Source organism: Bacillota bacterium, assembly GCA_030705925.1.
In the GTDB taxonomy this organism is placed as follows: domain Bacteria; phylum Bacillota; class Clostridia; order Oscillospirales; family Feifaniaceae; genus JAUZPM01.
In genome coordinates this window covers 1-25731 of the sequence record JAUZPM010000027.1, presented here as the reverse complement: position 1 = coordinate 25731, position 25731 = coordinate 1, and the positions used below count along the sequence as shown (strand labels likewise).

General features: G+C 42.6%; 26 protein-coding genes and 1 pseudogene. 26 read left to right on the top strand and 1 reads right to left on the bottom strand.

Translation table 11 applies throughout. The features are described 5' to 3' along the window. From Q8865_05815 to Q8865_05740, 16 genes and pseudogenes are all read left to right on the top strand, one after another. Nucleotides 1-236: serine/threonine protein phosphatase (locus tag Q8865_05815; GenBank protein MDP4152946.1), on the top strand; the 236-nt coding region annotated here is incomplete at its 5' end. Between the two features lie 95 nt (nt 237-331). Continuing rightward, nucleotides 332-1624: a trigger factor gene (gene tig / locus Q8865_05810; protein ID MDP4152945.1), complete on the top strand. Its 1293-nt coding sequence runs from the start codon at nt 332-334 to the stop codon at nt 1622-1624. A gap of 27 nt (nt 1625-1651) precedes the next feature. Next, complete coding sequence (clpP, locus tag Q8865_05805; GenBank protein MDP4152944.1) at nt 1652-2233, top strand: ATP-dependent Clp endopeptidase proteolytic subunit ClpP; 582 nt, start codon at nt 1652-1654, stop codon at nt 2231-2233. Between the two features lie 24 nt (nt 2234-2257). Continuing rightward, nucleotides 2258-3562: an ATP-dependent Clp protease ATP-binding subunit ClpX gene (gene clpX, locus Q8865_05800; GenBank protein ID MDP4152943.1), complete on the top strand. Its 1305-nt coding sequence runs from the start codon at nt 2258-2260 to the stop codon at nt 3560-3562. Between the two features lie 317 nt (nt 3563-3879). Further along, on the top strand, nt 3880-6312 hold the full coding sequence (lon, locus tag Q8865_05795; protein ID MDP4152942.1) for an endopeptidase La: 2433 nt from the start codon (nt 3880-3882) through the stop codon (nt 6310-6312). An 11-nt stretch (nt 6313-6323) separates the two neighbouring features. Next, nucleotides 6324-7079, top strand: coding sequence for a fumarylacetoacetate hydrolase family protein (locus Q8865_05790; GenBank protein MDP4152941.1), 756 nt, complete (start codon nt 6324-6326; stop codon nt 7077-7079). A 43-nt stretch (nt 7080-7122) separates the two neighbouring features. After that, nucleotides 7123-8403 carry a diaminopimelate decarboxylase gene (lysA, locus tag Q8865_05785; GenBank protein ID MDP4152940.1) on the top strand — a complete coding sequence of 427 codons (1281 nt, stop codon included), beginning with the start codon at nt 7123-7125 and terminating at the stop codon, nt 8401-8403. 97 nt (nt 8404-8500) lie between these two features. Then, on the top strand, nt 8501-9586 hold the full coding sequence (locus Q8865_05780) for a helix-turn-helix domain-containing protein (protein ID MDP4152939.1): 1086 nt from the start codon (nt 8501-8503) through the stop codon (nt 9584-9586). 12 nt (nt 9587-9598) lie between these two features. Next, complete coding sequence (gene ftsE, locus Q8865_05775; GenBank protein ID MDP4152938.1) at nt 9599-10285, top strand: cell division ATP-binding protein FtsE; 687 nt, start codon at nt 9599-9601, stop codon at nt 10283-10285. Then, on the top strand, nt 10272-11159 hold the full coding sequence (gene ftsX / locus Q8865_05770) for a permease-like cell division protein FtsX (protein ID MDP4152937.1): 888 nt from the start codon (nt 10272-10274) through the stop codon (nt 11157-11159). Before ftsE ends, ftsX begins: the two co-directional genes overlap by 14 nt. 11 nt (nt 11160-11170) lie before the next feature. Then, nucleotides 11171-12358, top strand: a complete 1188-nt coding sequence (locus tag Q8865_05765) for a peptidoglycan DD-metalloendopeptidase family protein (protein ID MDP4152936.1) — start codon at nt 11171-11173, stop codon at nt 12356-12358. Between the two features lie 110 nt (nt 12359-12468). Beyond that, on the top strand, nt 12469-13647 hold the full coding sequence (locus tag Q8865_05760; GenBank protein ID MDP4152935.1) for a S41 family peptidase: 1179 nt from the start codon (nt 12469-12471) through the stop codon (nt 13645-13647). Nucleotides 13648-13734: 87 nt separating this feature from the next. After that, nucleotides 13735-14490 (top strand): hypothetical protein, encoded by a 756-nt coding sequence (locus Q8865_05755; GenBank protein MDP4152934.1) that lies wholly within the window; start codon nt 13735-13737, stop codon nt 14488-14490. 101 nt (nt 14491-14591) lie between these two features. Continuing rightward, on the top strand, nt 14592-15059 hold the full coding sequence (gene greA, locus Q8865_05750) for a transcription elongation factor GreA (GenBank protein ID MDP4152933.1): 468 nt from the start codon (nt 14592-14594) through the stop codon (nt 15057-15059). 91 nt (nt 15060-15150) lie between these two features. Further along, nucleotides 15151-16650 (top strand): annotated as a pseudogene (lysS, locus tag Q8865_05745) (lysine--tRNA ligase). A gap of 12 nt (nt 16651-16662) precedes the next feature. Further along, nucleotides 16663-17340 carry a hypothetical protein gene (locus Q8865_05740; protein MDP4152932.1) on the top strand — a complete coding sequence of 226 codons (678 nt, stop codon included), beginning with the start codon at nt 16663-16665 and terminating at the stop codon, nt 17338-17340. Between the two features lie 60 nt (nt 17341-17400). Here Q8865_05740 and Q8865_05735 read toward each other — a convergent pair whose 3' ends face one another. Continuing rightward, on the bottom strand, nt 17401-17937 hold the full coding sequence (locus Q8865_05735) for a DUF4364 family protein (GenBank protein MDP4152931.1): 537 nt from the start codon (nt 17935-17937) through the stop codon (nt 17401-17403). Nucleotides 17938-18123: 186 nt separating this feature from the next. On the opposite strand from Q8865_05735, the gene hisZ reads away from it, so the two are divergent. Genes hisZ through hisE form a run of 10 tightly spaced genes read left to right on the top strand, consistent with a single transcriptional unit; the run spans nt 18124 to nt 25678 of the window. Next, nucleotides 18124-19332, top strand: coding sequence for an ATP phosphoribosyltransferase regulatory subunit (hisZ, locus tag Q8865_05730; protein MDP4152930.1), 1209 nt, complete (start codon nt 18124-18126; stop codon nt 19330-19332). Beyond that, nucleotides 19329-19955 carry an ATP phosphoribosyltransferase gene (gene hisG, locus Q8865_05725; protein ID MDP4152929.1) on the top strand — a complete coding sequence of 209 codons (627 nt, stop codon included), beginning with the start codon at nt 19329-19331 and terminating at the stop codon, nt 19953-19955. The genes hisZ and hisG overlap by 4 nt, the downstream gene beginning before the upstream one ends. Before the next feature lie 14 nt (nt 19956-19969). Then, nucleotides 19970-21295, top strand: a complete 1326-nt coding sequence (hisD, locus tag Q8865_05720; protein MDP4152928.1) for a histidinol dehydrogenase — start codon at nt 19970-19972, stop codon at nt 21293-21295. Next, nucleotides 21258-22310 carry a histidinol-phosphate transaminase gene (gene hisC / locus Q8865_05715; protein ID MDP4152927.1) on the top strand — a complete coding sequence of 351 codons (1053 nt, stop codon included), beginning with the start codon at nt 21258-21260 and terminating at the stop codon, nt 22308-22310. The genes hisD and hisC overlap by 38 nt, the downstream gene beginning before the upstream one ends. A 13-nt stretch (nt 22311-22323) precedes the next feature. Next, entirely contained in the window at nt 22324-22908 is a 585-nt protein-coding gene (gene hisB / locus Q8865_05710; GenBank protein MDP4152926.1) for an imidazoleglycerol-phosphate dehydratase HisB, read from the top strand. Nucleotides 22909-22918: 10 nt separating this feature from the next. Beyond that, nucleotides 22919-23527: an imidazole glycerol phosphate synthase subunit HisH gene (gene hisH / locus Q8865_05705; GenBank protein MDP4152925.1), complete on the top strand. Its 609-nt coding sequence runs from the start codon at nt 22919-22921 to the stop codon at nt 23525-23527. Beyond that, nucleotides 23524-24243 carry a 1-(5-phosphoribosyl)-5-[(5-phosphoribosylamino)methylideneamino]imidazole-4-carboxamide isomerase gene (gene hisA / locus Q8865_05700; GenBank protein ID MDP4152924.1) on the top strand — a complete coding sequence of 240 codons (720 nt, stop codon included), beginning with the start codon at nt 23524-23526 and terminating at the stop codon, nt 24241-24243. Before hisH ends, hisA begins: the two co-directional genes overlap by 4 nt. Before the next feature lies 1 nt (nt 24244). Beyond that, nucleotides 24245-25003 (top strand): imidazole glycerol phosphate synthase subunit HisF, encoded by a 759-nt coding sequence (hisF, locus tag Q8865_05695; protein ID MDP4152923.1) that lies wholly within the window; start codon nt 24245-24247, stop codon nt 25001-25003. Nucleotides 25004-25005: 2 nt separating this feature from the next. Beyond that, complete coding sequence (gene hisI / locus Q8865_05690) at nt 25006-25326, top strand: phosphoribosyl-AMP cyclohydrolase (GenBank protein MDP4152922.1); 321 nt, start codon at nt 25006-25008, stop codon at nt 25324-25326. 1 nt (nt 25327) lies between these two features. Beyond that, nucleotides 25328-25678: a phosphoribosyl-ATP diphosphatase gene (gene hisE / locus Q8865_05685; GenBank protein MDP4152921.1), complete on the top strand. Its 351-nt coding sequence runs from the start codon at nt 25328-25330 to the stop codon at nt 25676-25678. The last annotated feature ends 53 nt before the right edge of the window (nt 25679-25731 follow it).

Genomic DNA, 25731 nt, shown 5'->3' with positions numbered 1-25731 from the left:
TGAAACTGTCCGATATTGAGCATATTCGTGTGTTTTTGCATTATCCGCCGGTCATCAAAGGATTCTGTTCTGAGCCAATAATAGAAATTCTAAAAAAATATGGCGTTCGCCATTGTTTTTACGGGCACATTCACGGTGCCGGAACCTCTTATGCTGTAGAAGGTGAATACGAGGGGATTATTTATAATCTTATTTCTGCCGACTATCTGCATTTTATGCCTGCTGAAGTTTATTAATTTGAAAAAAATTCTTTATTTCTTACAAATTTTATGGTAAACTTAGCTGGTATGTTTGAAAGAAAAAACATTTACATATTTCAGGAGGAAGTAAAATGAATTTGTTGTCGACAGACAAACTTGAAAAAAGCAGGGTTGCGCTCGAGATCGAGGTGCCGGAAGAGGAATTTGGACAGGCTTTGACCGCAGCATATAAAAAGAATGCTCCTAAAATAACCGTTCCCGGTTTCCGCAAAGGCAAAGCCCCGAGAAAAATGATAGAGCAGTTTTACGGCGAATCTGTATTTTTTGAGGATGCCGTCAATGCCTCTTATCCCAAAGCTTACGAAGACGCTGTGAAAGAGGCTGGTATCGATCCTGTCGGCCGCGCAGATGTTGAGGTTATAAAACTTGAAAAAACAGGATATACTTTCAAAGCGACTGTTCCGGTAAAACCTGAAGTCACTCTTGGCGACTACAAGGGGCTTACTGTAACAAGAAAAGTCGTTGAAGTCACTGACGAGATGGTCGACGAGGAGATCACAAAGCTTCGCGAGAGAAATTCACGCTTGATCGATGCAGGCGACCGTGCCGTTAAAGATGGCGATACAGTCCTTATCGACTATTCCGGTTCTGTAAACGGTGAGAAATTCCAGGGCGGTACAGCTGAAAAGCAGACCCTTAAAATCGGTTCAGGTCAATTCATCCCCGGTTTTGAAGAGAAGGTAATCGGCAAAAAGGCCGGTGAGGAATTCGATATAGACGTTAAATTCCCCGAGGATTACCACGCAAACGAGCTTGCCGGCAAAGATGCTGTATTTGCAATTAAGCTGCACGAAGTCAAAGAGACCGAGCTTCCAGATCTTGACGATGAGTTTGTAAAGGATATTTCAACTGAATTTGACACTGTTGACGCTTTCAAAGAAGACCTTAAAAAGAAAATGCAGGCTGACGCCGACGCAAAAAGCGAGCAGGAGGCCGAAGACAAACTAATTGACAAGATCGTTGAAGGCATGACTGTTGAGCTGCCTGACGCTATGATCGAGCAGAATATCGATCAGATGACTCAGGAATTCGATCAGAGACTGCGTTCTCAAGGTCTTGAGCTTGCAACATACCTGCAGATCACCGGAAACAATCCGGAAGACTTCCGCAAAAACTTTACAGAGGAAGCCGAAAAGAGGGCAAAGGTAAGACTTGCGCTTGAAAAGATCGTTGAGGCAGAAGAAATAAAAGTTTCTGCAGAAGACATCGACGCCGAGTATACCAAGCTTGCAGATCAGTATAAAATCGAAATAGATAAAATCAAAACCTATATCCCTGAAGAGGAACTTACAAAAGACATACAAATCAATAAGGCAATCGACTTGATAAAGGAGACTGCGAAAATCAGAAAATCCTCCAAGTAATTGCCAAAACATTTAGGAGGTTTTAACATGAGTTTAGTTCCTATAGTAATCGAGCAGACAAACAGAGGCGAGCGTTCTTACGATATCTATTCAAGACTGCTGAACGACAGGGTAATAATTCTGTCTGAAGAAGTCAACGACGTAACAGCAAGCCTTATCGTCGCACAGCTTTTATATCTTGAGGCTCAGGATCCTGACAAAGACATCAATTTTTATATCAACAGCCCTGGCGGATCAGTTACCTCCGGCATGGCGATCTATGATACGATGCAGCATATCAGGTGCGATGTGTCAACAATTTGTGTAGGAATGGCCGCTAGCATGGGCGCTTTCCTGCTCGCATCTGGTGCAAAGGGCAAACGCTTTGCACTGCCTAACAGCGAAATCATGATCCATCAGCCTCTTGGAGGGGCACAGGGTCAGGTCAGCGATATTAAGATACAGGCAGACAGATATGCCAAGATTAAATCTAAAATGAATAAAATGCTGTCTGAAATGACAGGAAAGCCGCTTGAAATTGTCGAGCGGGATACCGACCGCGATAACTTTATGAGTGCTGACGAAGCGGCAGCTTACGGGCTGATTGACAAAGTTTTGATTCGCAAGTAAAACAATTATTTTTTGGAGGAAACCATGCCCAAGGAAACTAAGGAAAATGAAATAATTTGTTCTTTCTGCGGTAAAAACGCTGCTGAAGTTATGCGGATAATTTCTGGCCGGTCAGCATATATCTGCAATGAATGCGTTGATTTATGCGCTGAGATGCTATATCATGATCTCTCAGTTAAGTCACACTCGAGTGGCAAGCCTGTTGCCGCCCTTCCGACACCTGCACAGCTTAAATCAACCCTTGATGAGTATGTCGTTGGGCAGGATCAGGCTAAAAAAGCGCTTTCAGTTGCTGTTTACAATCATTATAAAAGGATATATTCCGGGGATATTGCCGATGTTGAGCTTCAAAAAAGCAATATAATTTTGCTCGGGCCTACTGGCGTTGGAAAAACACTGCTTGCTCAGACACTTGCAAGAGTTCTCGATGTTCCCTTTGCTATTGCAGACGCAACAACGTTGACTGAGGCAGGTTATGTCGGCGAGGATGTTGAAAACATCCTTCTTCGCCTAATTCAGGCGGCAGACTTTGATATTGAACGTGCTGAAAAAGGCATTATTTATATCGATGAGATCGACAAGATCGCCCGCAAATCTGAAAACCCATCCATTACACGTGATGTAAGCGGCGAGGGCGTTCAGCAGGCATTGCTTAAAATTCTTGAGGGCACTGTGTCAAACGTTCCTCCGCAGGGGGGCAGGAAACATCCGCATCAAGAATTCATACAGATTAACACAACAAACATCCTGTTTATTTGCGGCGGCGCTTTCGACGGTATTGATAAAATAGTCGAAAAACGTACAAATCATCAGCCGATAGGGTTTGGCGCAGAAATACGTAAAAACAGCGAAAAGCTGACAGGAGAACTGCTGAAAAACATTGTTCCGCATGATCTTATAAAATACGGTCTTATTCCGGAACTTGTGAGCCGTTTGCCTATACTTACCACTCTTGAACCGCTCTCACTTGATGCATACCGCAAAATACTTACAGAGCCTAAAAATGCGCTTACTAAGCAGTATAATGCGCTGTTTAAACTTGACGGCGTCGATCTTGAGTTCCCTGACGATGCTATCGCCGCAATAGCCGAACTTGCCGAAAAAAGAAATATGGGTGCAAGAGGTTTGCGTTCGATCATGGAAGAGCTCATGACCGATATAATGTATGAGATACCATCAAATCTGAATATCTCAAAAGTTGTTATAACGCCGGAATGCGTTAGAAACAAAGAAAAACCGCTTATTACGGAAACTGCGCAAAAAAGAGTAAGAAGCAAAATGGCTATAACAAGCAAAAAATCTTCTGCTCGCAGAAATTCTGTTTCATAATTTTATTTAGCCTATATAAACGATCGTGATAAGGCAAACTTCACGGTCGTTTTTTTATATCTATTCTAAAAAAACTTATTAGATAATAAAGGTTTCTTTATTTTAAATTGGTCAGAATCCCAACAAATAATTGTGAATAAAGTTCAAATTTTACCCTGATTTTTATTGATAGTGTATAAATATAATGTTATAATACAGTGAAAAAATCTTAGTTTCAGTGATTGCGGCAATAGCTTTATGACATTGCTTCGATCGTTCGCATATAATCGAGCGAGGGTATATCTCTGCTGAATATGCGTGATAAAGGAGGTAAAAAAATGAAACAGGGACAGCTTAATATAGTTACTTATCCGCTGCTTGCCCTGCGCGGAATAGTTGTTCTTCCTCATATGTCGGCTCATTTTGAAGTTGGAAGAAAAAAATCTATTTCTGCTATCAGAGCCGCTATGAAAGATGATCAGCGTATATTTCTAGTGACACAGCGTGATATTAAAACTGACGACCCGGGCCGCGAAGATGTTTATGACATTGGAACAGTCGCGGTAATAAAGCAGATCTTGAATCTGCCCAATGACAACGTGCGCATACTTGTCGAAGGACTTGAACGCGCCAGCATCGAAACGTTTTATTCCGGCCGCAATATGACAACAGTCGGACTCTCAATTTTAAAAGAGCCTTCTGACGAATTAAAATATTCAGAGACAGAGGCTTTTATCAGAGAAACATTCGGGCTTTTCGAACAGTACGCATCTCTTATTCCGCGTATGTCACCGGATGTTCTTATGAACGTCATGTCTATCAAGAGCGTAGGCAAGCTTGCCGACTATATAGCCGCCAACATTGTTCTTGAGGCGGAAGATAAACAACTCATTTTAAACGCAGTAGATCCGGTTGAACGTATTAAGACCATTATTACGATACTTTATCGTGAGATAGAGATACTGTCTCTGGAAGGATCGATCCATAAACAGGTCAAAGATTCTATCGATAAAAATCAGCGCGAATACTATTTAAGAGAGCAAATCAAGGCAATCTATAATGAACTTGGTGAAGGGGATAATCCCCAGACTGAGGCAGAAAACTATGCTCAGAAGATCAAAGCCTTGAAATTTAAACCTGAAGAAGAGGAAATGCTTTTAAAAGAAGCATCAAAGCTTTCAAAAATGAGCTCGTCGTCACCAGAATCAGGCGTGATTAGAACTTATCTTGACACAGTGCTTGAACTGCCGTGGAATAAGTTCACCAGGGATAAAATAAATCTTGAAAAGGTAAAAACAGTGCTTGACAAAGACCATTACGGTCTTGAAAAGGTCAAGGAGAGAATCATTGAATATTTGGCGGTCATGAAGCTTACGAATAAACCTCAGGGTCAGATACTATGTCTTGTCGGCCCTCCGGGAATCGGCAAAACGTCTATCGCAACATCGATTGCGAAGGCGATTAACAGAAAGTTCGTAAGAATGTCGCTGGGCGGCGTTCGTGATGAGGCAGACATAAGAGGGCATCGCAAAACCTACATAGGTTCCATGCCGGGCAGAATTATAGACGCGTTCAAACGCGCAGGATCAATGAATCCGCTTATCCTTTTCGATGAAATAGACAAAATGGGCAACGATTTCCGTGGAGATCCCGCTTCCGCTATGCTCGAGGTGCTGGATCGTGAGCAAAACAACTCGTTCCGTGACCATTATCTTGAGATACCGTTTGATGTAAGCCATGCGCTTTTCATCACAACCGCAAACTCTCTTGACACTATCCCGCGCCCGCTTTTAGACAGAATGGAAATCATCGAGCTTACTAGCTATACAGATACACAGAAGCTGCAGATCGCAGTTCGTCACCTTATTACAAAACAAATAAAGAAACATGGGCTTTCAAAATCTGATATAGATATAGATATAAGCGCTATTGAAAGAATCATCACAGAATACACACGTGAATCAGGCGTCAGAAACCTTGAGCGTGCCGTTGAAAAGATATGCCGTAAGGCTGCGGCAGCAAAACTGTCCGGCATAAAAAAATCTAAAATCAGCGCAATAAACCTTGAAAAATATCTTGGCGCCCCCAGAATTCCGATCGAAAAGCTTGCAAAAAGCGACGAGGTTGGCGTTGCAAACGGCCTTGCATGGACTTCTGTCGGCGGCGAGGCGCTTAAAATCGAAGTTGCCGCTGTAGAGGGCTCAGGAAAAATACAGCTGACAGGCTCACTTGGCGACGTTATGAAGGAGTCCGCAAACGCTGCAATAACCTATATCCGCAGCAAAAGCGATATACTTCACGTAGATAAGGAATTTTATAAAAACCGTGATATTCATATTCACGTTCCGGAAGGCGCTGTCCCAAAGGATGGTCCTTCTGCCGGCATAACTATGGCAACCGCTATCGTATCCGAGCTCACTCAGACTCCTATTAAGCGTGATGTCTGCATGACCGGTGAAATCACGCTTCGCGGAAACGTGCTTCCGATAGGTGGGTTAAATGAGAAAACATCCGCCGCGGCAAGGCTTGGCTTTAAAACTGTCATCCTGCCTGAAGACAATAGGGCAGACATTACAGAGATAGACCCAGAGGTCAGATCAAAGCTTGATTTCATTTACGTAACCAATATCTCTCAGGTGCTCGAAAACGCTCTTGTTCCGTCTGCTGACAATAATAAGGGTAAAATATTAAAGCCAGTAAAAGACAGCGCGGTAAGTGAAATTATAAGCACTGATATTTCATCTATAAACAGACCTGTAATAAAGCAATAAGGAACAAAAGAATGAAGATAGTCAGATATTTAGTTGGCGGAAAAATATATTATGGAATGCCGCAGGATGACGGCACCGCCCTTCGAATCGAAGGGGATATTTTTGGCGACTATACTTTAACGGATAAGGCGGACGATCTGTCCGCCTGCCGTCTTATGTCCCCATGCAAGCCGGGAAAGATAGTCGCAATAGGAAAAAACTATGTCGATCATATAATGGAGTTCGACGGCGACATTCCTAAAAACCCTATCATCTTTATCAAGCCCTCAACTGCCGTAATTGCGAACGGAGAAGCAATAGTTTATCCGGAAATCTCTAAACGTGTCGATTACGAGGGCGAGCTTGCGCTTGTTATTAAAAGAGCCGCACATCACGTAAAACGTGAGCAGGCAAGGGACTATATACTCGGATATACAATATTGAACGACGTTACCGCGCGTGATATTCAGGCGTCAGACGGGCAGTGGACGAGAGCGAAGTGCTTTGACACATTTGCGCCTGTTGGTCCTGTTATCACTGATGAAATAGACCCTGATAACGTTTCTATAAGAACTTTATTAAATGGTGAAATCAAACAGGATTCAAACACAAGCTCGCTTAACTGGAAGGTTGACGAGCTTGTGGAGTTTGTAACCGAAGTCATGACACTCCAACCCGGGGACATCATAACAACCGGCACCCCGAGCGGAATAGGCCCTATGGAAAAAGGGGATACCGTTGAAGTTGTGATAGAAGGTATAGGTACACTTAAAAATTACGTAAAATAAAGAAACATGAAAGTGGGAGAAAAAATTGCATTTGGAATCGGACATGCGGGTAAACAGCAAAGGACATCTTACAGTTGCAGGGCTTGACACAGTAGAACTTGCAAAAACTTTTGGCACGCCTCTTTACGTGATGGATGAGGCTGTTGTACGTGAAAACTGCCGTTTATATAAAAACGCGGTTGACCAGAACTATAACGGGCATGGTATGGTGTTTTACGCAAGCAAGGCGTTATGCATAAAAGAAATGTGCCGCATCATTGAAAGCGAAGGATTGGGGCTTGACGTTGTTTCGGGCGGAGAGCTTTATACAGCCATCAGCATCGGTTTTCCAATGGACAGAATCATGTTCCACGGCAACTTTAAAACGGAAGCGGAAATCGAAATGGGCGTTGTGAACGACGTCGGACGTTTTGTAATAGATAACCTCTATGAAGCTGAACTGATAAACACCATTGCGAAAAAATACGGCAAAACAGTTAAAGCGCTGCTGCGTGTTTCCCCCGGAACCGACGCGCATACTCACGAATTTATCATGACCGGTCAAATAGATTCCAAATTCGGCACTCCGATCGAGGGAGGAGCGGCAGAAGAACTTATTGGCAAAATTCTTGAGCTTAAGAATATAAACCTCGCCGGGCTTCACTGTCACATCGGTTCACAAATTTTTGAGCTTGAGCCGTTCAACTACACCGCTCGCGTCATGCTGAACTTTATGGCGGATATTGATGAAAAATTTAGTATAAAAATGACCGAACTCGACCTTGGCGGAGGCTTTGGTATCCGCTATATCGAAGATCATGACCCTATCCCATATGAAAAATATATGGAAAGCATTGCAGATACTGTTGATTCCGTATGTAAAGAGAGAAACCTTGACAGGCCGTATATCATGATGGAACCGGGGCGTTCCATTGTTGGCTCTGCCGGGCTTACGCTTTACACAGTCGGCTCGATTAAAGAGATCAAGGATGTCAGAAATTATGTCGCAATCGACGGCGGACTGCCTGACAACCCGCGCTATGCTCTTTACGGCGCACAATATGATGTGCTCGTTGCAAGCAAGGCAAATAAGCGCCCGGACTTTACCGCAACTATCGCCGGAAGATGCTGCGAAAGCGGCGATCTGATACAGGAAAACGTGTCTATCGCTAAACCTGAACCGGGAGATACTGTTGCTGTCTTAGATACGGGTGCATATAATTACTCAATGGCGTCAAACTATAACAGGGTGCCTCGTCCTGCGATGGTGTTTATAAGAAACGGACAGGCAAGGCTCGTTTTGAACCGTGAAAGCTACGACGATATGCTAAAAAATGACCTTTAATACCTTAAATTTGTGGTTTTTTGTTGAAAATCAACAAAATGACGTGTATAATGGATTCGATGGGGCACTGTGAAAATTTTAACTAAGGAGCATCATTATGGCTAATCGTGTATTCCAGTCTATTATTCATCAAATGAAAAACACCATAGACAGGGTCTGCGGTATGTTGGATGAAACAGGAACAGTTATCGCGTGCAGTGAACTTACAATGATGGGGCATACTCACGATAATGTTATTAATACTATTGATCATACCAAGGATACAACCGTAATAGGTAATTTTACCTACAAGTCTTTCGGTGCTTCTCCGGCTCTGGATTATGTTGTCTTTATAGAAGGAACAGATGAATCGGCCGCGAATTATGCGAAAATCCTTGCCATTGTGTTTTCCAATATGCGAAGCCATTTGGAAGAAAAATTTGACAAGCTCAATTTTGTCAAAAATATCATTTTTGATAATATCCTTCCCGGAGATATTTATGTCAAGGCAAAAGAGCTGATGTTTACGCCTGACACTCCGCGTGTTGTTCTGCTTGTCAAAACATCTAATGACAGTTATGTATCTGCTTTTGAGATCCTTCAAACCCTGTTTCCGGAAAAAAACAGAGACTTTGTCATCAACGTTAACGAAACTGACATAGCCCTTGTCAAAGAAGTTAAGCCCGGAACATCATATAAGGATCTTGAAAAGGTGGGCAGACAGATCATTGATACATTCAGCAGTGAGTATTACTCTAAAAGCTATGTAGGTATCGGAACTGTTGTAGGCAGCATCAAAGACCTTGCGCGTTCATTTAAGGAAGCGCAGATCGCCCTTGAAATCGGTAAAGTTTTTGAAAATGACAAATATATAGTAAGCTATGATCACCTTGGCATATCGCGCCTTATCTATCAACTTCCAACTACACTATGCGAAATGTTCATGAACGAGGTGTTCAAGGAAAATTCCATTTTTGCGCTTGACAATGAGACGCTGCTTACGATCGATAAATTTTTTGAAAACAATTTAAACGTATCAGAAACTGCGCGCAAGCTTTTCGTTCACAGAAACACGCTTGTGTACAGACTTGAAAAAATTAAAAAGCTAACAGGATTAGATATTAGGGAGTTTGACAATGCGATAACCTTCAAATTTGCCCTTATGGTCAATCGCTACCTTGTCAACAACACAAACAAGTTTTAATGGAGCGTATAAATGATCGAACTTGTCAATGTCTGCAAGGAGTATCCCAACGGCACAAAGGCGCTCGCCAATGTCAATTTAAAAATTGATGATGGCGAGTTTGTGTTTATCGTCGGGCCTTCCGGTGCGGGCAAATCAACTTTGCTAAAATTACTACTTAAAGAGGAAGTGCCAACATCAGGAGACATATACATCAATAAATTCAACCTTAGAAGGCTTAAAAACAGAAAGGTTCCGTTCCTGCGCCGCACTATGGGCGTTGTGTTTCAGGACTTCAGGCTGATCCCTGAAATGACGGTATTCGATAATGTTGCCTTTGCAATGAGGGTTGTTGGCGCGCCGATGAGGATTATTAAAAAGCGTGTGCCGTACATATTGAAACTTATGAATCTTCAGCACAAATCTCAGTGCTATCCGAGCGAGCTTTCTGGCGGAGAACAGCAGAGGGTTGCATTAGGACGCGCGCTTGTTAACAATCCAAAACTTATTATTGCGGACGAGCCTACCGGAAATGTCGATCCGCAGATGTCACGTGAGATAATGGGTCTCCTAGATGAAATAAACAAACGCGGCACAACGGTTATCGTTGTAACCCACGAGAGAAACTTAGTAAACGCAATGAAAAAACGCGTTATATTTTTAGCCAAGGGAAGCCTTGAGAGCGACATAGCAGAGGGTAAATACGATGAAAAACAATAATGTCACTTATGTAATCTCGCAGGGCTTTCATTTCTTTTTCGCAAATAAAGTTATGAGTCTTGCGTCGGTATGCGTTCTTGCCGCATGCCTGCTAATAACCAGCAACTTCTTTCTGATTACTCTTAATCTTCAAAGAAATATAAAAGCTATTGAAGATAAAAACGAGGTCTCACTTTTCGTTGAGGATAAGGCAACTGATGCCGATGTTCAAAATATTAAAAGTCAGCTTTCCTCAATAGACAACATTAAAAACATCGAGTATAAGAGCAAACAGCAGGCTCTTGAAGAGTATAAATCTAAATTCACCGATCAGAAAGTCCTTTTCAACGATCTTGAAAATGACAATCCTCTGCCGGCTTACTTTAAAGTCACGATGAATGACATAACCAAGTTCAACGACACGCTGTCCAAGCTCAGGCAGGTCACTCATATCTCCTCGATACGCAGTCAGGAGGATATCGTTGACGCTATCATCAAAACGGGAAGCGTTATAAAAAATGTGAGCATGTGGATAATGATCATTATGCTTATCGCGTCGCTGTTTATCATTGTAAACACTATACGGCTGGCGTTTTTCCACTATCGCCGTCAGATAAACATCATGAAGTACATAGGCGCTACAAACTGGTTCATTCGCTGGCCTTTCATTGTTGAAGGCACAATAATCGGAATCATTTCCGGCTTGATCTCATTCGGTCTACAGTGGTACGCTTACATTTACGCCTTTCAGTCAATTGCGTCATCGCTGTCATTCGTAGTTGTAATCCCGTTTACAAGCGTGGCGCCAACGCTTGCACTTGCTTTTCTGTGTGTAGGCATCGTTATCGGCGTTGTCGGTTCCGCTATTTCAATCGGAAGATATCTTAGAGTTTAGAAGGTGAGAGCTTGAAAGGTAATGCGTTTTTTAAATTCGTTGCGCTTCTTATCGCGGGGCTTCTTATAATAACGGCTGTTCTTCCGCTTCTTATTAAAGATGCAAGCGCGGCTTCTTCTTATGATGAAACAAAAAATAATATAGCAAACCTTCAGAATAAGATGAACAGCATCAGTAAGCAGCAGAAACAATTACAGAGCGGTATTGATGCTTCTAAAAGCAAAATAAAATCGGAAAATCAAAAAAAAGCCGATCTGGACAAACAGATTAATCTTTTGGCAGACAATATCGATACACAAAATGATATCATAGCGCAGTATGATAAACAGATCGCTTCGCTCAACAGTCAAAGTGAAGATCTGCAAAAACAGATCGACAGTAAATTTGATTTATACAAAGCACGTGTAAAAGCAAACTTTGAGGCGGGGGAAACTTCTTTTTTAGAAGTGGTGTTCGGCGCGAAGGATTTCTCTGATTTATTGGTTCGGCTTGATATGGCTTCTTCTATTATGAAATTCGATAAAAAATTAATAAACGGGCTTGTAAGCGACAAACAGCAGATTTTGCAGCTTAAATCACTTGCTGAGGACAGTAAGGCAAAGGAAAGCGCTCAAAAGGTACAGCTTCAGCAGTCGCAGAATCAATATCAGCAAAAGAAAAGTGAAAGCGACGCTATTATAGCATCGCTCAATCAGGATGTTAAAGAAAGCCAACAGGCTTATGACGAAAATGAAAAGCTTGAACAGGATTTTAGAAATCAGCTTCAAAAGGAACTAAAATCCATTGCAACGATCAAAGATTATGTCGGCGGCGAATTCACATGGCCTGCTCCCGGATATACAACAATAACTTGTCCGTTCGGCAACAGAATCCACCCGATTACAGGCAAAGCTGAATTACATACCGGCGTTGATATCGGCGCTCCATACGGTGCAACAGTCGTTGCCGCAAACGGAGGAAAGGTAATAAAAGCGGCTTATAACGTCGCATACGGAAACTGTATCGTTATCGACCATGGCGGCGGGAAAACAACACTTTACGCCCATCTTTCAAAATTTCTTGTAAGCAACGGCGATACTGTAACCAAAGGGCAGGAGATCGGCAAAGTCGGAACTACAGGATTTTCAACTGGTCCTCATCTTCACTTTGAAATCAGAGAAAACGGCTCATGTGTAAATCCTATGTCATACTTTAAATAAAATTATTATATTGCGAGCCGCTCGCCGCAAAGCGGAAACGCGCATTAATACCAAAGAGCTCCATTTTATGGAGCTTTTATGGAATTTAAAACAGCGGCATGGAGTTAAAAATGAACAAAAAAATCCCTGTCATGAATATGCTGCTTTATATATTTCTCGCCTGCACACTTACATTTGTTTTAACCGCAACTTCCTATCAGACTATTGTAAATAAGGAACTGTCTGAGTATAGCGACCAGCAGAAACGTTTTTCAAAGCTTTTCAAGCTTGACAAACTTGCACGAAGCATGTATGTAAACAAGATAGACGAGGAAAAGCTAACAGACGGGATTCTTGATGGATATATGAACGGGCTCGGTGACAAATACGGGCTGTACCTTAATAAGGATAACTATGCTGCGTTCAACGATGAAAGCGACGGGAAATTTACCGGAATCGGTGTCAATATCATCAACCTTCAGGACGGAACGATTAAAATTGTTTCCACGATGAAAGACTCGCCGGCTGAACGGGCGGGGATAAAACCGGGCGATGTCATTCAAAGCATCGGCGGTCAAAACGTTTCTGAACTAGGTTATTATGAAACGCTTAATAAGTTTCTCGGAAAAGAAGGCTCCACCGTCGATTTTACTATACTTCGTAATGGTGAACCGTTTAACTATTCCTTAAAGCGTGAGAAATTCCAGACTTATTCTGTTTCTTTTGAAATGCTCGAAAACAGCATCGGTTATATAAAAATATCCTCTTTCGACGGGACAACATATGCCGAGTTCAAATCAGCTCTTGACTTTCTGACAAAGCAGGGCGCGTCAAGCTTGATCTTTGATGTCCGGTACAACAACGGCGGAGACCTTGACGCAATTTGCAAGATACTTGATATGCTGTTGCCAGAGGGTCCTATAATCCGTATCCGCGATAAAGACGGCAAAGAGCAGGTAATTAAGTCTGACAGCAATGAGGTGATAAAGCCAATGGTCGTACTTATCAACGACCAGACATACAGTGCCGCAGAGCTGTTTTCCGCTGCGCTGCGTGATTATAAAAAGGCTGAACTCATAGGCGTCAAGACCTACGGCAAGGGGACGATGCAGTATGTGCTCGATCTTGGCGACGGCACAGGTGTCGATCTCTCAACAAGAAAATATCTTCCGCCTACAGGCGATAATTATGAGGGCATCGGTGTCTCGCCGGATATCGAAGTCAAACTTCCCGACGGCGTAAATTTTTACGATTTGTCTAAACAGGATGATCCCCAGCTTCAAAAGGCAATAGACTTTTTAAATAAATAATAATATGTCATAAAAGCCCTATCAGTTCGATATATTTTCATATCAGAGTAAAAAAAACTATGCAATGTTCTATTTATGGAGCTTGATATGACATTTATATTGATCCCGCAGCAAATAAATAAAAAAACCTCGGTTTTTAAACGCATATTTTGCCGCAAATCAATCAAGAATAATCCAGAAAACGCCGCCGGCATCGACTTTACCGTCGTTTGCTATGCAATATACCGTAATTTTACAAAAAAAGAAAGATTACGTGTTTTTAGCGCAATCCGTGATATTATCGGTGATAACAGCAATAATTATTACATTACAGGTATTGATGAACATCTTGAAAACTTTTTAAAAGATGAGGGCTATATCAAGACATCTTCTGAAAGGTTTTATAAAGACAGTCTTTACGAGTATATAAAGTCAAAACTGTGCGGGGGATATTCGCCTGAAAAAACGATAATGTGTCTTTTAGACCCTGATGGAAAACTTGCGGACTTTGAATTATTGCAGTGGCTTAAATTCAGAGCAAATACGATTTTTATCAAGACCCGTTATATCAATAAGTTTTCTGAAATCGTATCACGCTTTGAGTATGAAAACGGGGCTCTGCTAATACTGAATGATAGTATGCAGGTAAGAACACCTTGCGACATCATCATCATTACGGGAGGTCCAAAACCCCCTTCGGAAATTGCTAGGCATTGTATAGACTGCCGCAGGTTTGAGCCGACACTGCCTAAGTATGAATCACTTTTCAAATCTGTTGCAGATAAATATCATGTGAAGCCCGGAGATCTCCTGACAGCGTTGTATGACGAGAATATTGAATCTTTTAAACAAAAAAATCATTGAAACTTTTACCTGTTTTCACAAGATAAATTTCTTGACAGCAACATTGTCACTCGATATAATATATAAATATTGTAAGTTCATAAATAAAGGAGTTAACCGTTATGCCAGAATCAATCAAAATGACTAAAGAAGGTTTAAAAAACCTCGAAGACGAGCTCAATTATTTAGTAACTGTGCGCCGCAAGGAAATTGCTGAAAATATAAAACAAGCCAGAGATTACGGTGATCTGTCTGAAAACAGTGAATATGACGAAGCTAAGAACGAGCAGGCTGTTGTTGAGGCAAAGATCCAGCAGCTCGAGGCTACGCTTAAAAATGTTCAGGTAATCGATATTGCCGAAAATGCAAAGGTAGTCAACGTCGGCTCAAAAATTAAAGTATTGTTCAAAGGCGAAAACGAAGAGGAAAGTTATGAGATAGTGGGCAGCACTGAAGCTGACCCTGATAATAACCGCATTTCATATGAATCCCCCGTTGGAAAAGCTCTTATGGGCGCAAAAGCAGGCAAAACTGTTAAAGCTGTTACTCCTTCCGGCATAATTGAAGTCAAAGTTTTAAAAATATTATAATTTGCTCAGAATACTTAATTTCTGCGTATAACTAATTTTTACTTTTAGACAGGCTTTGCGCCTGTCTTTTCATAGGAGGATGTATAAATAAATGGCAGAAGAGATCATTTCGGAAGCTGAAAGCACAGAGGATTTAAGCGAAATATTAAAGATAAGGCGTGATAAGCTTAAAGCTCTTCAAAGCGAAGGGAAAGACCCTTTCCAGATAACACGTTTCGAAAAAGATACGTAGACAACGGAAATCCTTGCTGACTTTGACGCGTTTGAGGGAAAAGACGTTACCATCGGCGGACGCCTTATGTCAAAACGTGATATGGGTAAGGCATCTTTTTGCGATGTCCGTGACCGTGACGGGAAAATACAGGTCTACGTAAGGATAAACGACGTTGGTGAAGACAGCTATCAGTCATTCCTAAAATTCGACATCGGCGATATTATCGGTGTCTCTGGAAAAGTATTCCGCACAAGACGCGGCGAGATTTCCATCCATGCCGAAAAAGTTCTGCTTTTATCAAAATCTCTTCTGCCTCTGCCTGAGAAATTTCATGGCCTGCGTGACCAGGAACTGCGCTATCGCCAGCGCTATGTCGATTTGATAATCAATCATGAGGTAAAGGATACATTCATCAAACGCAGTAAGATTATTAAATATATACGTGAATTTTTGGATGAGCGCGGCTATATGGAGGTCGAGACCCCCATACTGAACACTATTCCAGGCGGCGCGGCTGCACGTCCGTTCATCACACATCACAACACGCTCGATATAGATATGTATCTCAGAATAGCAACCGAGCTCCACTTGAAACGTCTTATAGTCGGCGGGCTTGAAAAGGTTTATGAAATAGGTCGTATCTTCAGAAACGAGGGTATGGACATTAAGCATAATCCTGAATTTACAAGCATCGAGCTTTACGAAGCATACGCTGATTATAACGTCATGATGGAAATCACAGAGCAAATGATTTCATCCGTCTGCGAAAAGGTATGCGGAACGATGAAGGTCACTTATCAGGGGCAGGAGATAGACCTCACCCCTCCGTGGACTAGAATGACAATGATAGACGCAGTCAAAAAATTCACCGGCATCGATTTTACCACGATTGAGAGTGACGAGGAAGCTCGCGCGGCTGCAATAAGCCTTGATCTTGAAGATGTTGACAAGCTTTCACGCGGCAACATCATCGCACTTGTTTTTGAGGAAAAAGTTGAGGACAACCTTGTTTCTCCAACATTTATCACCGATTATCCTGTTGAAGTATCTCCGCTTGCAAAGCGCAAACCGTCAGACCCCCGTCTTACCGAGCGTTTCGAAGTATTTATTACCGCTCGTGAAATGGGCAACGCATTCTCCGAGCTCAACGATCCAATCGATCAGAAAGAGCGTTTTGAGCGTCAGGCAGCACTTCGTGCCGCAGGAGATGAAGAGGCTAACATTCCGGATGAAGACTTCATCACCGCTCTTGAATACGGAATGCCTCCGACAGGCGGCTTAGGCATAGGAATCGACCGTCTTGTCATGCTGTTAACCGACAGCCCATCTATCAGAGATGTCCTGCTCTTCCCGACAATGAAACCTCTTGAAAAATAAAGGGTGTGTTATATGAAGCACAAAGACGACAGGGTCAGACTTGAAATGTATACAAAAAAATACTGGAAAGACATGACCCCAAAAGCGAAACTGACGTATTTCTTCGACTATTATACATGGCATACTGTAATAGCTATTGCTGCTCTGATAATAATCATTTCCACGATTGTAAGCATTGTCACTCATGTCGACACTGATATGTATGCTCTATATGTCGGATCGTGTTATATTGAAGGCGATCAGGTTGACGCTATGGAAAATGATCTTTCGAAGTATGTAACAGATCTTGACGGCGATAAGAAAAACACTCCTGAGATAACCCCGATTTTTTTAACAAAAGACAGTAAAGGCAATTCGGACAGCGATTACGCAATGGCAATGCAGCAAAAGCTTTCGGTCGAACTTGCTTCAGGAAGTCCGTTCCTATTTATCTTAAGCCCCGAGGAATATGCACACTTCAAAGATATTGGACTTGAATTTGTCAATGTAAAAGACGTAAGCGATAAGGCAGTCGACGGTGTGGTAGTTAAAAAGAAGGACAGCAAGCTTGCGAAAATGGAGTCATTTAAAGCTATTCCGGATGATTACCTGATCGGTGTTTCATACATGGATTATCCGGCGAGCACCAGTAAGAAGAAGCTAAAAATGTACGAAAACACTATAAAAACATTTAAGGAATTAATTAGATAAAAATACAAAAAGACTGAAAAAATTTGCTATTTTTTCAGTCTTTTTTTCACGATAATTTAGTTACTTAATATTTCTCGTCATAACTGTTACAAGATCGGCATACATGCCCTCAGGGTCTTCCTTGAATGTTTTGCATATTGTTTCCGCCTGCTGTCTGTTTGAAACCAAAAGCGATACCTCAAAAAGCGGTTCCGATCCGTCGATAATGCCTAATGTGACGATAAAGCCGTTTTCTGAATCCTTTATCTGAGCCCTTGTCTGTGCGTTATATTTTATTTTTGCTTCCAACTTAACGGTGTCTTTTATGATCCGTTCCCTTACGGAATAGGGAAGACGCATCTCTAGAATATCTATCGTTTCATGCCCCAGTTCCGTCAGAACGAAATATTCTGTATCTCCGATAGATTCTTTCGAAATATGTTTAGAGTTTAAAAGAGCTTCTATCTCGCTTTGCTCGTCAAAATAATTGACACGTCCGGAGGAAATGACGATCTCATTTAAATGGTCAAAAATTGCCGGGTGTCCGAGACTTTTAAGCGCAAACATAATCGTCAGCTTCACATCCTCAGGGTCGCTGAATATTCCGTATTCACTCATAAATGTCCCTCCCTGAAAATCATAAGAATATAGTATGCTAAATACAGCTGTTATGACCTGTATGTATTAAACAGAAACTAATTATAACAAATATATTTGAAAATTACAATGGAGGGATTGACAAAATAATTTAATATGGTATTATAGTAGTATAGTAAAGTGATAAAGTATAAGGGCGGTGACCTAATGTCAAGATTTAATACACAGATTCCTGATGGAACAAGAGATCTGTTATTTGCAAGCTGTTCAGCTAAAAACAAGGTTTCTGAAGATATAAAAGTTTTCTTTGAAGATATGGGGTACAGCGAGGTTAAAACCCCGTCTGTCGAGTTTTATGACGTTTTCACTTCAAACAGCGACCCATTGCCGCAGGAGGAAATGTTCAAAATGACCGACGCGAAGGGAAGGCTTCTCGTGCTTCGTCCTGATTGCACACAGCCGATTGCTCGCGTCGTGGCAACCAGATTTAAAGACCCTGTGCTTCCAATAAAACTTCACTATACGCAAAATGTTTTTTCAGTCAGCGGACTTCAAAACGGAAAAAGGACGGAAACAACACAAAGCGGCGTCGAACTAATAGGCGCGGCGGGTCTGCTGCCGGATATCGATATTATAATGACAGCTGCACAGATGCTGAAACAGTTTGGCGTCGATTTCAACATCGAGATCGGCAATGTCGGGCTTTTCAAAGAAATAATCTCTGGCCTGAATATCGATGAGGAAAGCGCCGAAACCATCCGTGCTCTCATAGAAAGAAAAAATTTCGCATCTCTCAATGATATTCTTGACGGGCTTTCCCAGTCTGAAGGAGATAAACAGATCTTAAAGCGCCTGCCCGAGCTGTTCGGAGGAGAAGAAGTGTTTGCTGAATGCGCAAGTCTTACTGATAATCCTGCAGTTCTCGAAAAACTGTCCTACCTTGAAACGATATACCGCAGGCTTGTCGACCTCGGGCTTAAAAATTACGTCAGCATAGATTTGGGGCTTGTCCACCATATAAACTATTACACCGGCATAGTATTCAGAGGCTATATTGATGGTGTCGGCGGCAACGTTATCTCCGGCGGCAGATATGACGACCTTATTCAAAGTTTCGGCATGTCGCTTCCTGCAACAGGTTTTGCTGTTAACATCGACGCACTTGCCGACCTGCTCTCAAAAAGACAGGATTTCGCGGCAAACCCTGTCATCGATGCTATCGTCTTCTGCGGTGACGGAAATTTCAATCAGGCATACGAGCTGCTTGAAAACCTGCGTAAACAGGGAAGTAAAGCTGAGCTCAGCGTAATGCCTACACTTGAAGAGACAATAGCTTACGCAAAGTGTAAAAAAATAAAAAAGCTTTTTGAAACAGGTGAAACTGTAACTGTCATGGAAGTGGAGGCGCAGAAATGAAAAAGTTAAGGATAGCTCTTACTAAAGGCCGTCTCGAACAAGCTACGGTTGCGCTGTTTAAAAAAATGGGTTACAATGTTGATGAACTTGAAAACAAGGGCAGAAAGCTGATTTTAAACATGCCTCCAAAGCCTATCGAAGTCGTGCTTGCCAAATCCCCGGATGTCATAACTTACGTTGAGCACGGCGTCTGCGATATAGGCGTTGTCGGCAAGGATACCATTATGGAGCATGGAGCGTCTTTTTACGAGATAATGGATCTGGGTTTCGGCAAATGCAATTTTGCTCTTGCGGGGCTCAAGGGAAAAGACTTTTTCTCCGGCTTTGGGCATAAAGTGGTTGCATCGAAATACCCAAAGGTCGCAGAAACCTATTTTTCAAAAAGGAACATGGATGTAGAAATCATTAAAATCGAAGGTTCAGTCGAACTTGCGCCTATATTAGGGCTTGCGGATGCAATCGTCGATATTGTTGAAACAGGCACAACGCTTAAGGAGAACGGACTTGTTGTTTACGAGAAAATCGCTCCGGTTTCCGCTCGCCTCATTGTGAATATCGCTAGCATGAAAATTAAGAAAAATGAGATTCTGACGCTTGTAGAAGATATGAAAGCGTCACTTTAGACAGAGGTTTAAAAATGAATTTAAGAATTTTGAAAAGCGGCGGCAAAGATGAACGTGAATTTATGGAGCGTCTTAACAAGAGAAGCGCCGCTATCGGCGGAGATATACTCAGAAAAGTCGAAAAGATAATCGAACAGGTTGAAAAAGACGGGGACGCTGCGCTTTATGAATATACAAAGCGTTTTGACGGAGTCGATCTTTTATCACTTGAGGTGACCCATTCCGAATTTGAAAATGCACGCCGCTCTGTCGACCCTGAGCTTGTCGAGGTAATGCGCCGCGCCGCAGAAAACATTACTAAATTCCACGAAAAGCAAAAGCAGACAGGATACAGGATAGATGAAGACGGGGTCGTCTGCGGTCAGATAATCCGTCCGCTTGAGAGAGCTGGCATATATGTGCCGGGAGGCACGGCGGCATATCCGTCAAGCGTCCTGATGAACGCTATTCCGGCTAAAGTCGCGGGCGTCAGCGAAATAGTCATGGTCACTCCGCCGGGCAAAGACGGAACAGTGCCCGCAAATATTCTTATGGCGGCTGAAGTTGCCGGCATAGATAAAATTTATAAAGTCGGAGGGGCTCAGGCAATCGCCGCCCTTGCATACGGCACTGAATCTATCCCGAAGGTTGATGTTATCGTCGGCCCCGGAAATATCTTCGTCGCAACAGCTAAAAAGCTCGTATTCGGCAAAGTGAAAATCGATATGATAGCAGGACCTAGCGAAATTCTCATAGTCGCTGATGAAAGCGCCGATCCGGCTTATCTTGCGGCTGATATGATGTCCCAGGCTGAACATGACGTGCTTGCATCATCCGTTCTTTTATGCCTGTCCGAAAAGCAGGCAAAAGCTGTAACGCTGGAACTAAAAAAACAGATAGAAACTCTGCCGAGAGCAGAATATATCGAAAAATCACTTAAGGATTACGGTGCCATTATTGTTTGTTCTGATCTTGACGACTGTGTCCGGCTTGCAAATGAAATCTCACCCGAGCATCTTGAACTGATGGTAAAAGAACCGTTTGTGATTTTGCCGGAAATCAAAAATGCAGGCTCCATTTTTCTCGGTGAAAACGCTCCGGAACCACTCGGTGATTATATGGCAGGGCCAAACCATGTGCTTCCGACCAGCGGCACCGCTCGCTTTTCGTCTCCGCTTTCAGTAGACTGTTTTATTAAAAAATCTTCGTATTTATATTATGACAAAAATGCACTTGACGGAATCTCAAAGGATGTCATGCGTTTTGCGGCATCTGAGGGACTTGACGCACATGCAAATTCAATTAAAGTTAGGGTGAAGGACAATGAACAAATATATACCGGAGAAAATAAACCGCATTGAGCCATACACTCCCACTGAAAATATCTATGATGTAAAACTTGATGCAAACGAGAGCTATGCAAATCTTTCTTGGCATCTTCAAAAGGATATCCAAAAAAGTATTGCTTCTATAGAATTTAACCGATACCCAGATCCATATGCACAAAAATTATGTTCAAAGTATGCTAAGTGCTACGGGGTAAATGATTATAATGTCGTTGCGGGAAACGGGTCAGACGAGCTTATTTCACTTATAATCAATTCATTTTTGAATGATGGCGACAAAATTCTCACTTTTACGCCGGATTTCTCGATGTATGCTTTTTACGCGGAAGAACGGGGCGCAGTAAACATCACTTTAAAAAAAGATGAAAATCTGCAGATAGATTTAAAGAAAGCTGAAAAAACCATATCAAAAGAAAATATCCGGCTTGTGATATTTTCAAATCCCTGCAACCCGACGGGGCAGGGGCTTAAGCGCGAAAAAGTGCTTGATTTCGTTAAAAATGTCGACTGCCTTGTGGTTGTTGACGAGGCATATATGGATTTCTGGAATGAAAGCATCATTCCAGAGATAGAAAACCTGCCGAATGTCATCATACTTAAAACGCTTTCAAAAGATTTTGGCGCCGCCGCGGTAAGAATCGGTTTTGCCGTTGCACAAAAAGACTTTATAGACGCAATCAAAAAAGTCAAATCCCCATTCAACGTAAATTCGCTTTCTCAGGCTGCAGGCGAAATAATTCTTGACAACCATGAGATTGCCGCAGCCATCCGTATAAGGATAATGGCCGGAAAAAAACGGCTTGAGCAGAAACTATCCATGCTTTCAAAATCATCTGTTATTCTATATAAAGTGATACCAACGCTTACAAATTTTGTACTTGTTGAATCTGAGAAAGCAGGGAAAATATATGACGCCCTTTTAAACCAAAGCGTCTGCGTCAGAAATATGGGCGGATTTCTGCGGATAACAGCAGGCAGCACAAAGGAAAACAGCGCATTTTATAAAGCATTCAGCGCAATTGTTAAATAAAGGGGAAAGTTAATTGAACAGATCAGCTTCGATTGCAAGAAAGACTAAAGAAACAGATATAGAAATAAACCTCTGCGCCGACGGTTCGGGAAAATTTACAATCGAAACCGGCATAGCTTTTTTTGACCATATGCTTTCATCCTTTGCTATGCACGGCGGGTTCGACATTACAGGACATGTCAAAGGCGATCTTGAGGTAGATCAGCATCATACCGTTGAGGATACAGGCATTGTGCTAGGTCAGGTGTTTGCTCAGATTTTTTCACAGAATAAAAATGTAAAGCGCTTTGGAAGCTTTTTTGTTCCGATGGATGAGGCGCTGTCTTTTGCGGCAGTCGATATCAGCGGCAGACCGTATCTTGTCTATGACTGTCACATTGGGGACAGCAAAACAGGGGATATGGACTCCGAACTTTTCCTTGAATTTTTCCGTGCTTTCACAATCAATGCAGGGCTCACTCTGCATACCAAAATGATTTACGGTTCAAACGGTCACCATATGATCGAGGCGCTTTTCAAAGCTGTGGCAAGGGCGATCCGCGAGGCGCTGACCCCGAACACCGGCGACGTCTTGCCCTCTACAAAAGGTCTGCTTTAAGGAGAATACAATGATTGCGATTGTTGACTATAATGTCGGAAATCTATACAGTGTTACAGGCGCGCTAAAACACCTCGGTTACGAAAGCAAGGTCACAGGCGACAAAAAAGAGCTTGAAAAAGCTGATGCGATAATCCTGCCCGGTGTCGGCGCGTTCCCCGACGCAATGAGAGAGCTTAAAAATCACGGCATCATAGACTTCCTAAAAGAGCAGGCATTAAAAAAGCCGTTTCTCGGCATATGTCTTGGTATGCAGATGCTGTTCGATCAAAGCGAAGAGTTTGGGATAACCGAAGGGCTTCACCTTATTTCCGGAAACGTTTTAAAGATACCAAGCGCTCCGGGCTTAAAAATCCCCCATATGGGATGGAACAGCCTTGAGATTACAAAGGACACCCCAATATTAAAAGGCTTTACAGGCGGGGAATATGTCTATTTCGTGCATTCATATCACGCTGTTTTATCAAATAAAGATAATCTGACTTCAGTAACCGATTACGGCGGAAAAATCACGGCGGCGGTTCAGAACGGATATGTGTTCGGCACCCAGTTCCACCCCGAGAAGAGCGGGGAAGTCGGGCTTATGATTTTAAAGAATTTCGGAGAACTTTCAAAATGATAATAATACCTGCAATCGATATAAAAAACGGCGAATGTGTCCGTCTTGTACAGGGAAGCTTTGAAACAGCTCACAAAGTTGCGCAGGACGCGCTTGAAACCGCCAAACAGTTTGAGAAAAGCGGCGCTGAGTACCTCCATATGGTCGATCTTGACGGCGCAAAAGACGGAAAACCCGTAAACCACGAACTAATCACAAAGGTTGCAAAGGCGATTTCGATACCTGTAGAAGTCGGCGGCGGGATACGCACGGCTGAAACTGTCGATTTTTATATAGAAAACGGCGTTTCACGTGTTATCCTTGGTTCGGCGGCGCTTCAGAACCCCGATATGGTAAAAGAAGCTATTGTCAAATACGGCAAAAAGATATCCGTCGGCATTGACGCCAAAAACGGCTTTGTGAGCACAGAAGGCTGGCTTCAAACATCTTCTGTGAACTATATCGAGTTTGCGAAAATGATGGCTGAAATCGGCGTTTCAAACATCATTTTCACTGATATAAGCCGTGACGGAACTTTAAACGGTCCTAATTTAAATGCGCTGTTAGAACTTGCAAAGTCTGTCCCATGTGACATTACCGCAAGCGGCGGAATAAAAGACATTAACGATATCTCAGCCCTTAAAAAGCTAGGGCTTTACGGGGCGATATGCGGAAAATCCATTTACAGCGGCACGCTTGACTTAAAAGAGGCCATCCGCCTTTCAAAGGAGGATTAGAATGCTTGCAAAACGCATAATTCCTTGTCTTGACGTTGATGGGGGAAGGGTTGTAAAGGGAATCAACTTTGTAAATATAAAAGACGTCGGAGACCCTGTGGAGATCGCAAAATTCTATAATGAGCAGGGCGCCGACGAGATCGTTTTCCTTGACATCACCGCAACGCACGAGGGGCGCAACACTATGATAGACGTCGTAAGACGCACGGCCTCTGAGGTTTTCATGCCCCTTACAGTCGGCGGTGGAATCAGGACAGTTGAACATATAAAAGAGATCCTGCGTGCTGGGGCAGATAAAATTTCGCTGAACTCTGCGGCGGTGCGTAATAAAATGCTTATCAAAAACGCGGCAGACAGGTTCGGAAATCAGTGCATAGTTCTTGCAATCGACGCAAGAAGAAATAAAAACGGCGGTTTTAACGTCGTTATAAACGGCGGACGCATCGATACAGGTCTTGACGCTGTTGAATGGGCTAAAGAAGGCGAAAGGCTGGGCGCAGGTGAGATACTTCTCACATCTATGGACACCGACGGAACAAAAAACGGTTATGATATAGAGCTTTTGAATCTTATTGCAGACAGCGTGGAAATTCCGGTGATTGCATCGGGAGGCGCCGGAAAGCTTTCGCATTTTGCGGACGTGTTCAAACAGAGCCGCGCCGACGCTGCGCTTGCGGCATCCCTCTTCCATTATAAAGAGCTTACGATAAAAGAGGTAAAAGACTATCTTGCCGCCGAAGGCATTACGGTCAGGAGGTAAAAATGGATCTTGACGCATTTTTCAAAAAGGGCGAGCTTATCCCCGTTATAACGCAGGACTGGAAGACAGGCGAGGTGCTCATGCTTGCCTATATGAACAGGGAATCGCTTGAACTTACGCTTAAAACCAAGAAAACATGGTATTTCAGCCGTTCCCGTCAAAAGCTTTGGAACAAGGGCGAAACCTCCGGGCATTTTCAGTATGTCAAAGAAATATACGGCGACTGCGACAACGACACGCTTCTCATAAAAGTCGAACAGATAGGTCCCGCATGCCACACCGGCAGCCGAAGCTGCTTTTTCAATAAACTTGAGGAGAAATAAGATGAACGCTATCGAAGATTTATATAAAACTATAGAAGACCGCAAACAAAACAAGTCCGAAGGCTCTTACACCTGCTATCTTTTCGAGCAGGGAATAGATAAGATTTTAAAAAAAGTTGGCGAGGAGTGCGCTGAAACCATTATTGCCTCAAAAAACGGCGTCAGAGAGCAGGTTGTGCTTGAGGTTAGTGATTTAACATACCACCTGCTAGTAATGCTTGCAGAGCTTAATATCCCGCTTTCAGATATAGAAAGCGAACTTACTGCAAGAGCCGCGAAGATCGGCAACCTTAAAACCTTCAAATATACGGATAAAAACACTTTATTTTTGATTGCTTCTTACTCCAAATAGACAAAAAATATGGCCGCCTGGCTTAAGTCCGGCGAGCATATTTTTTATTATTT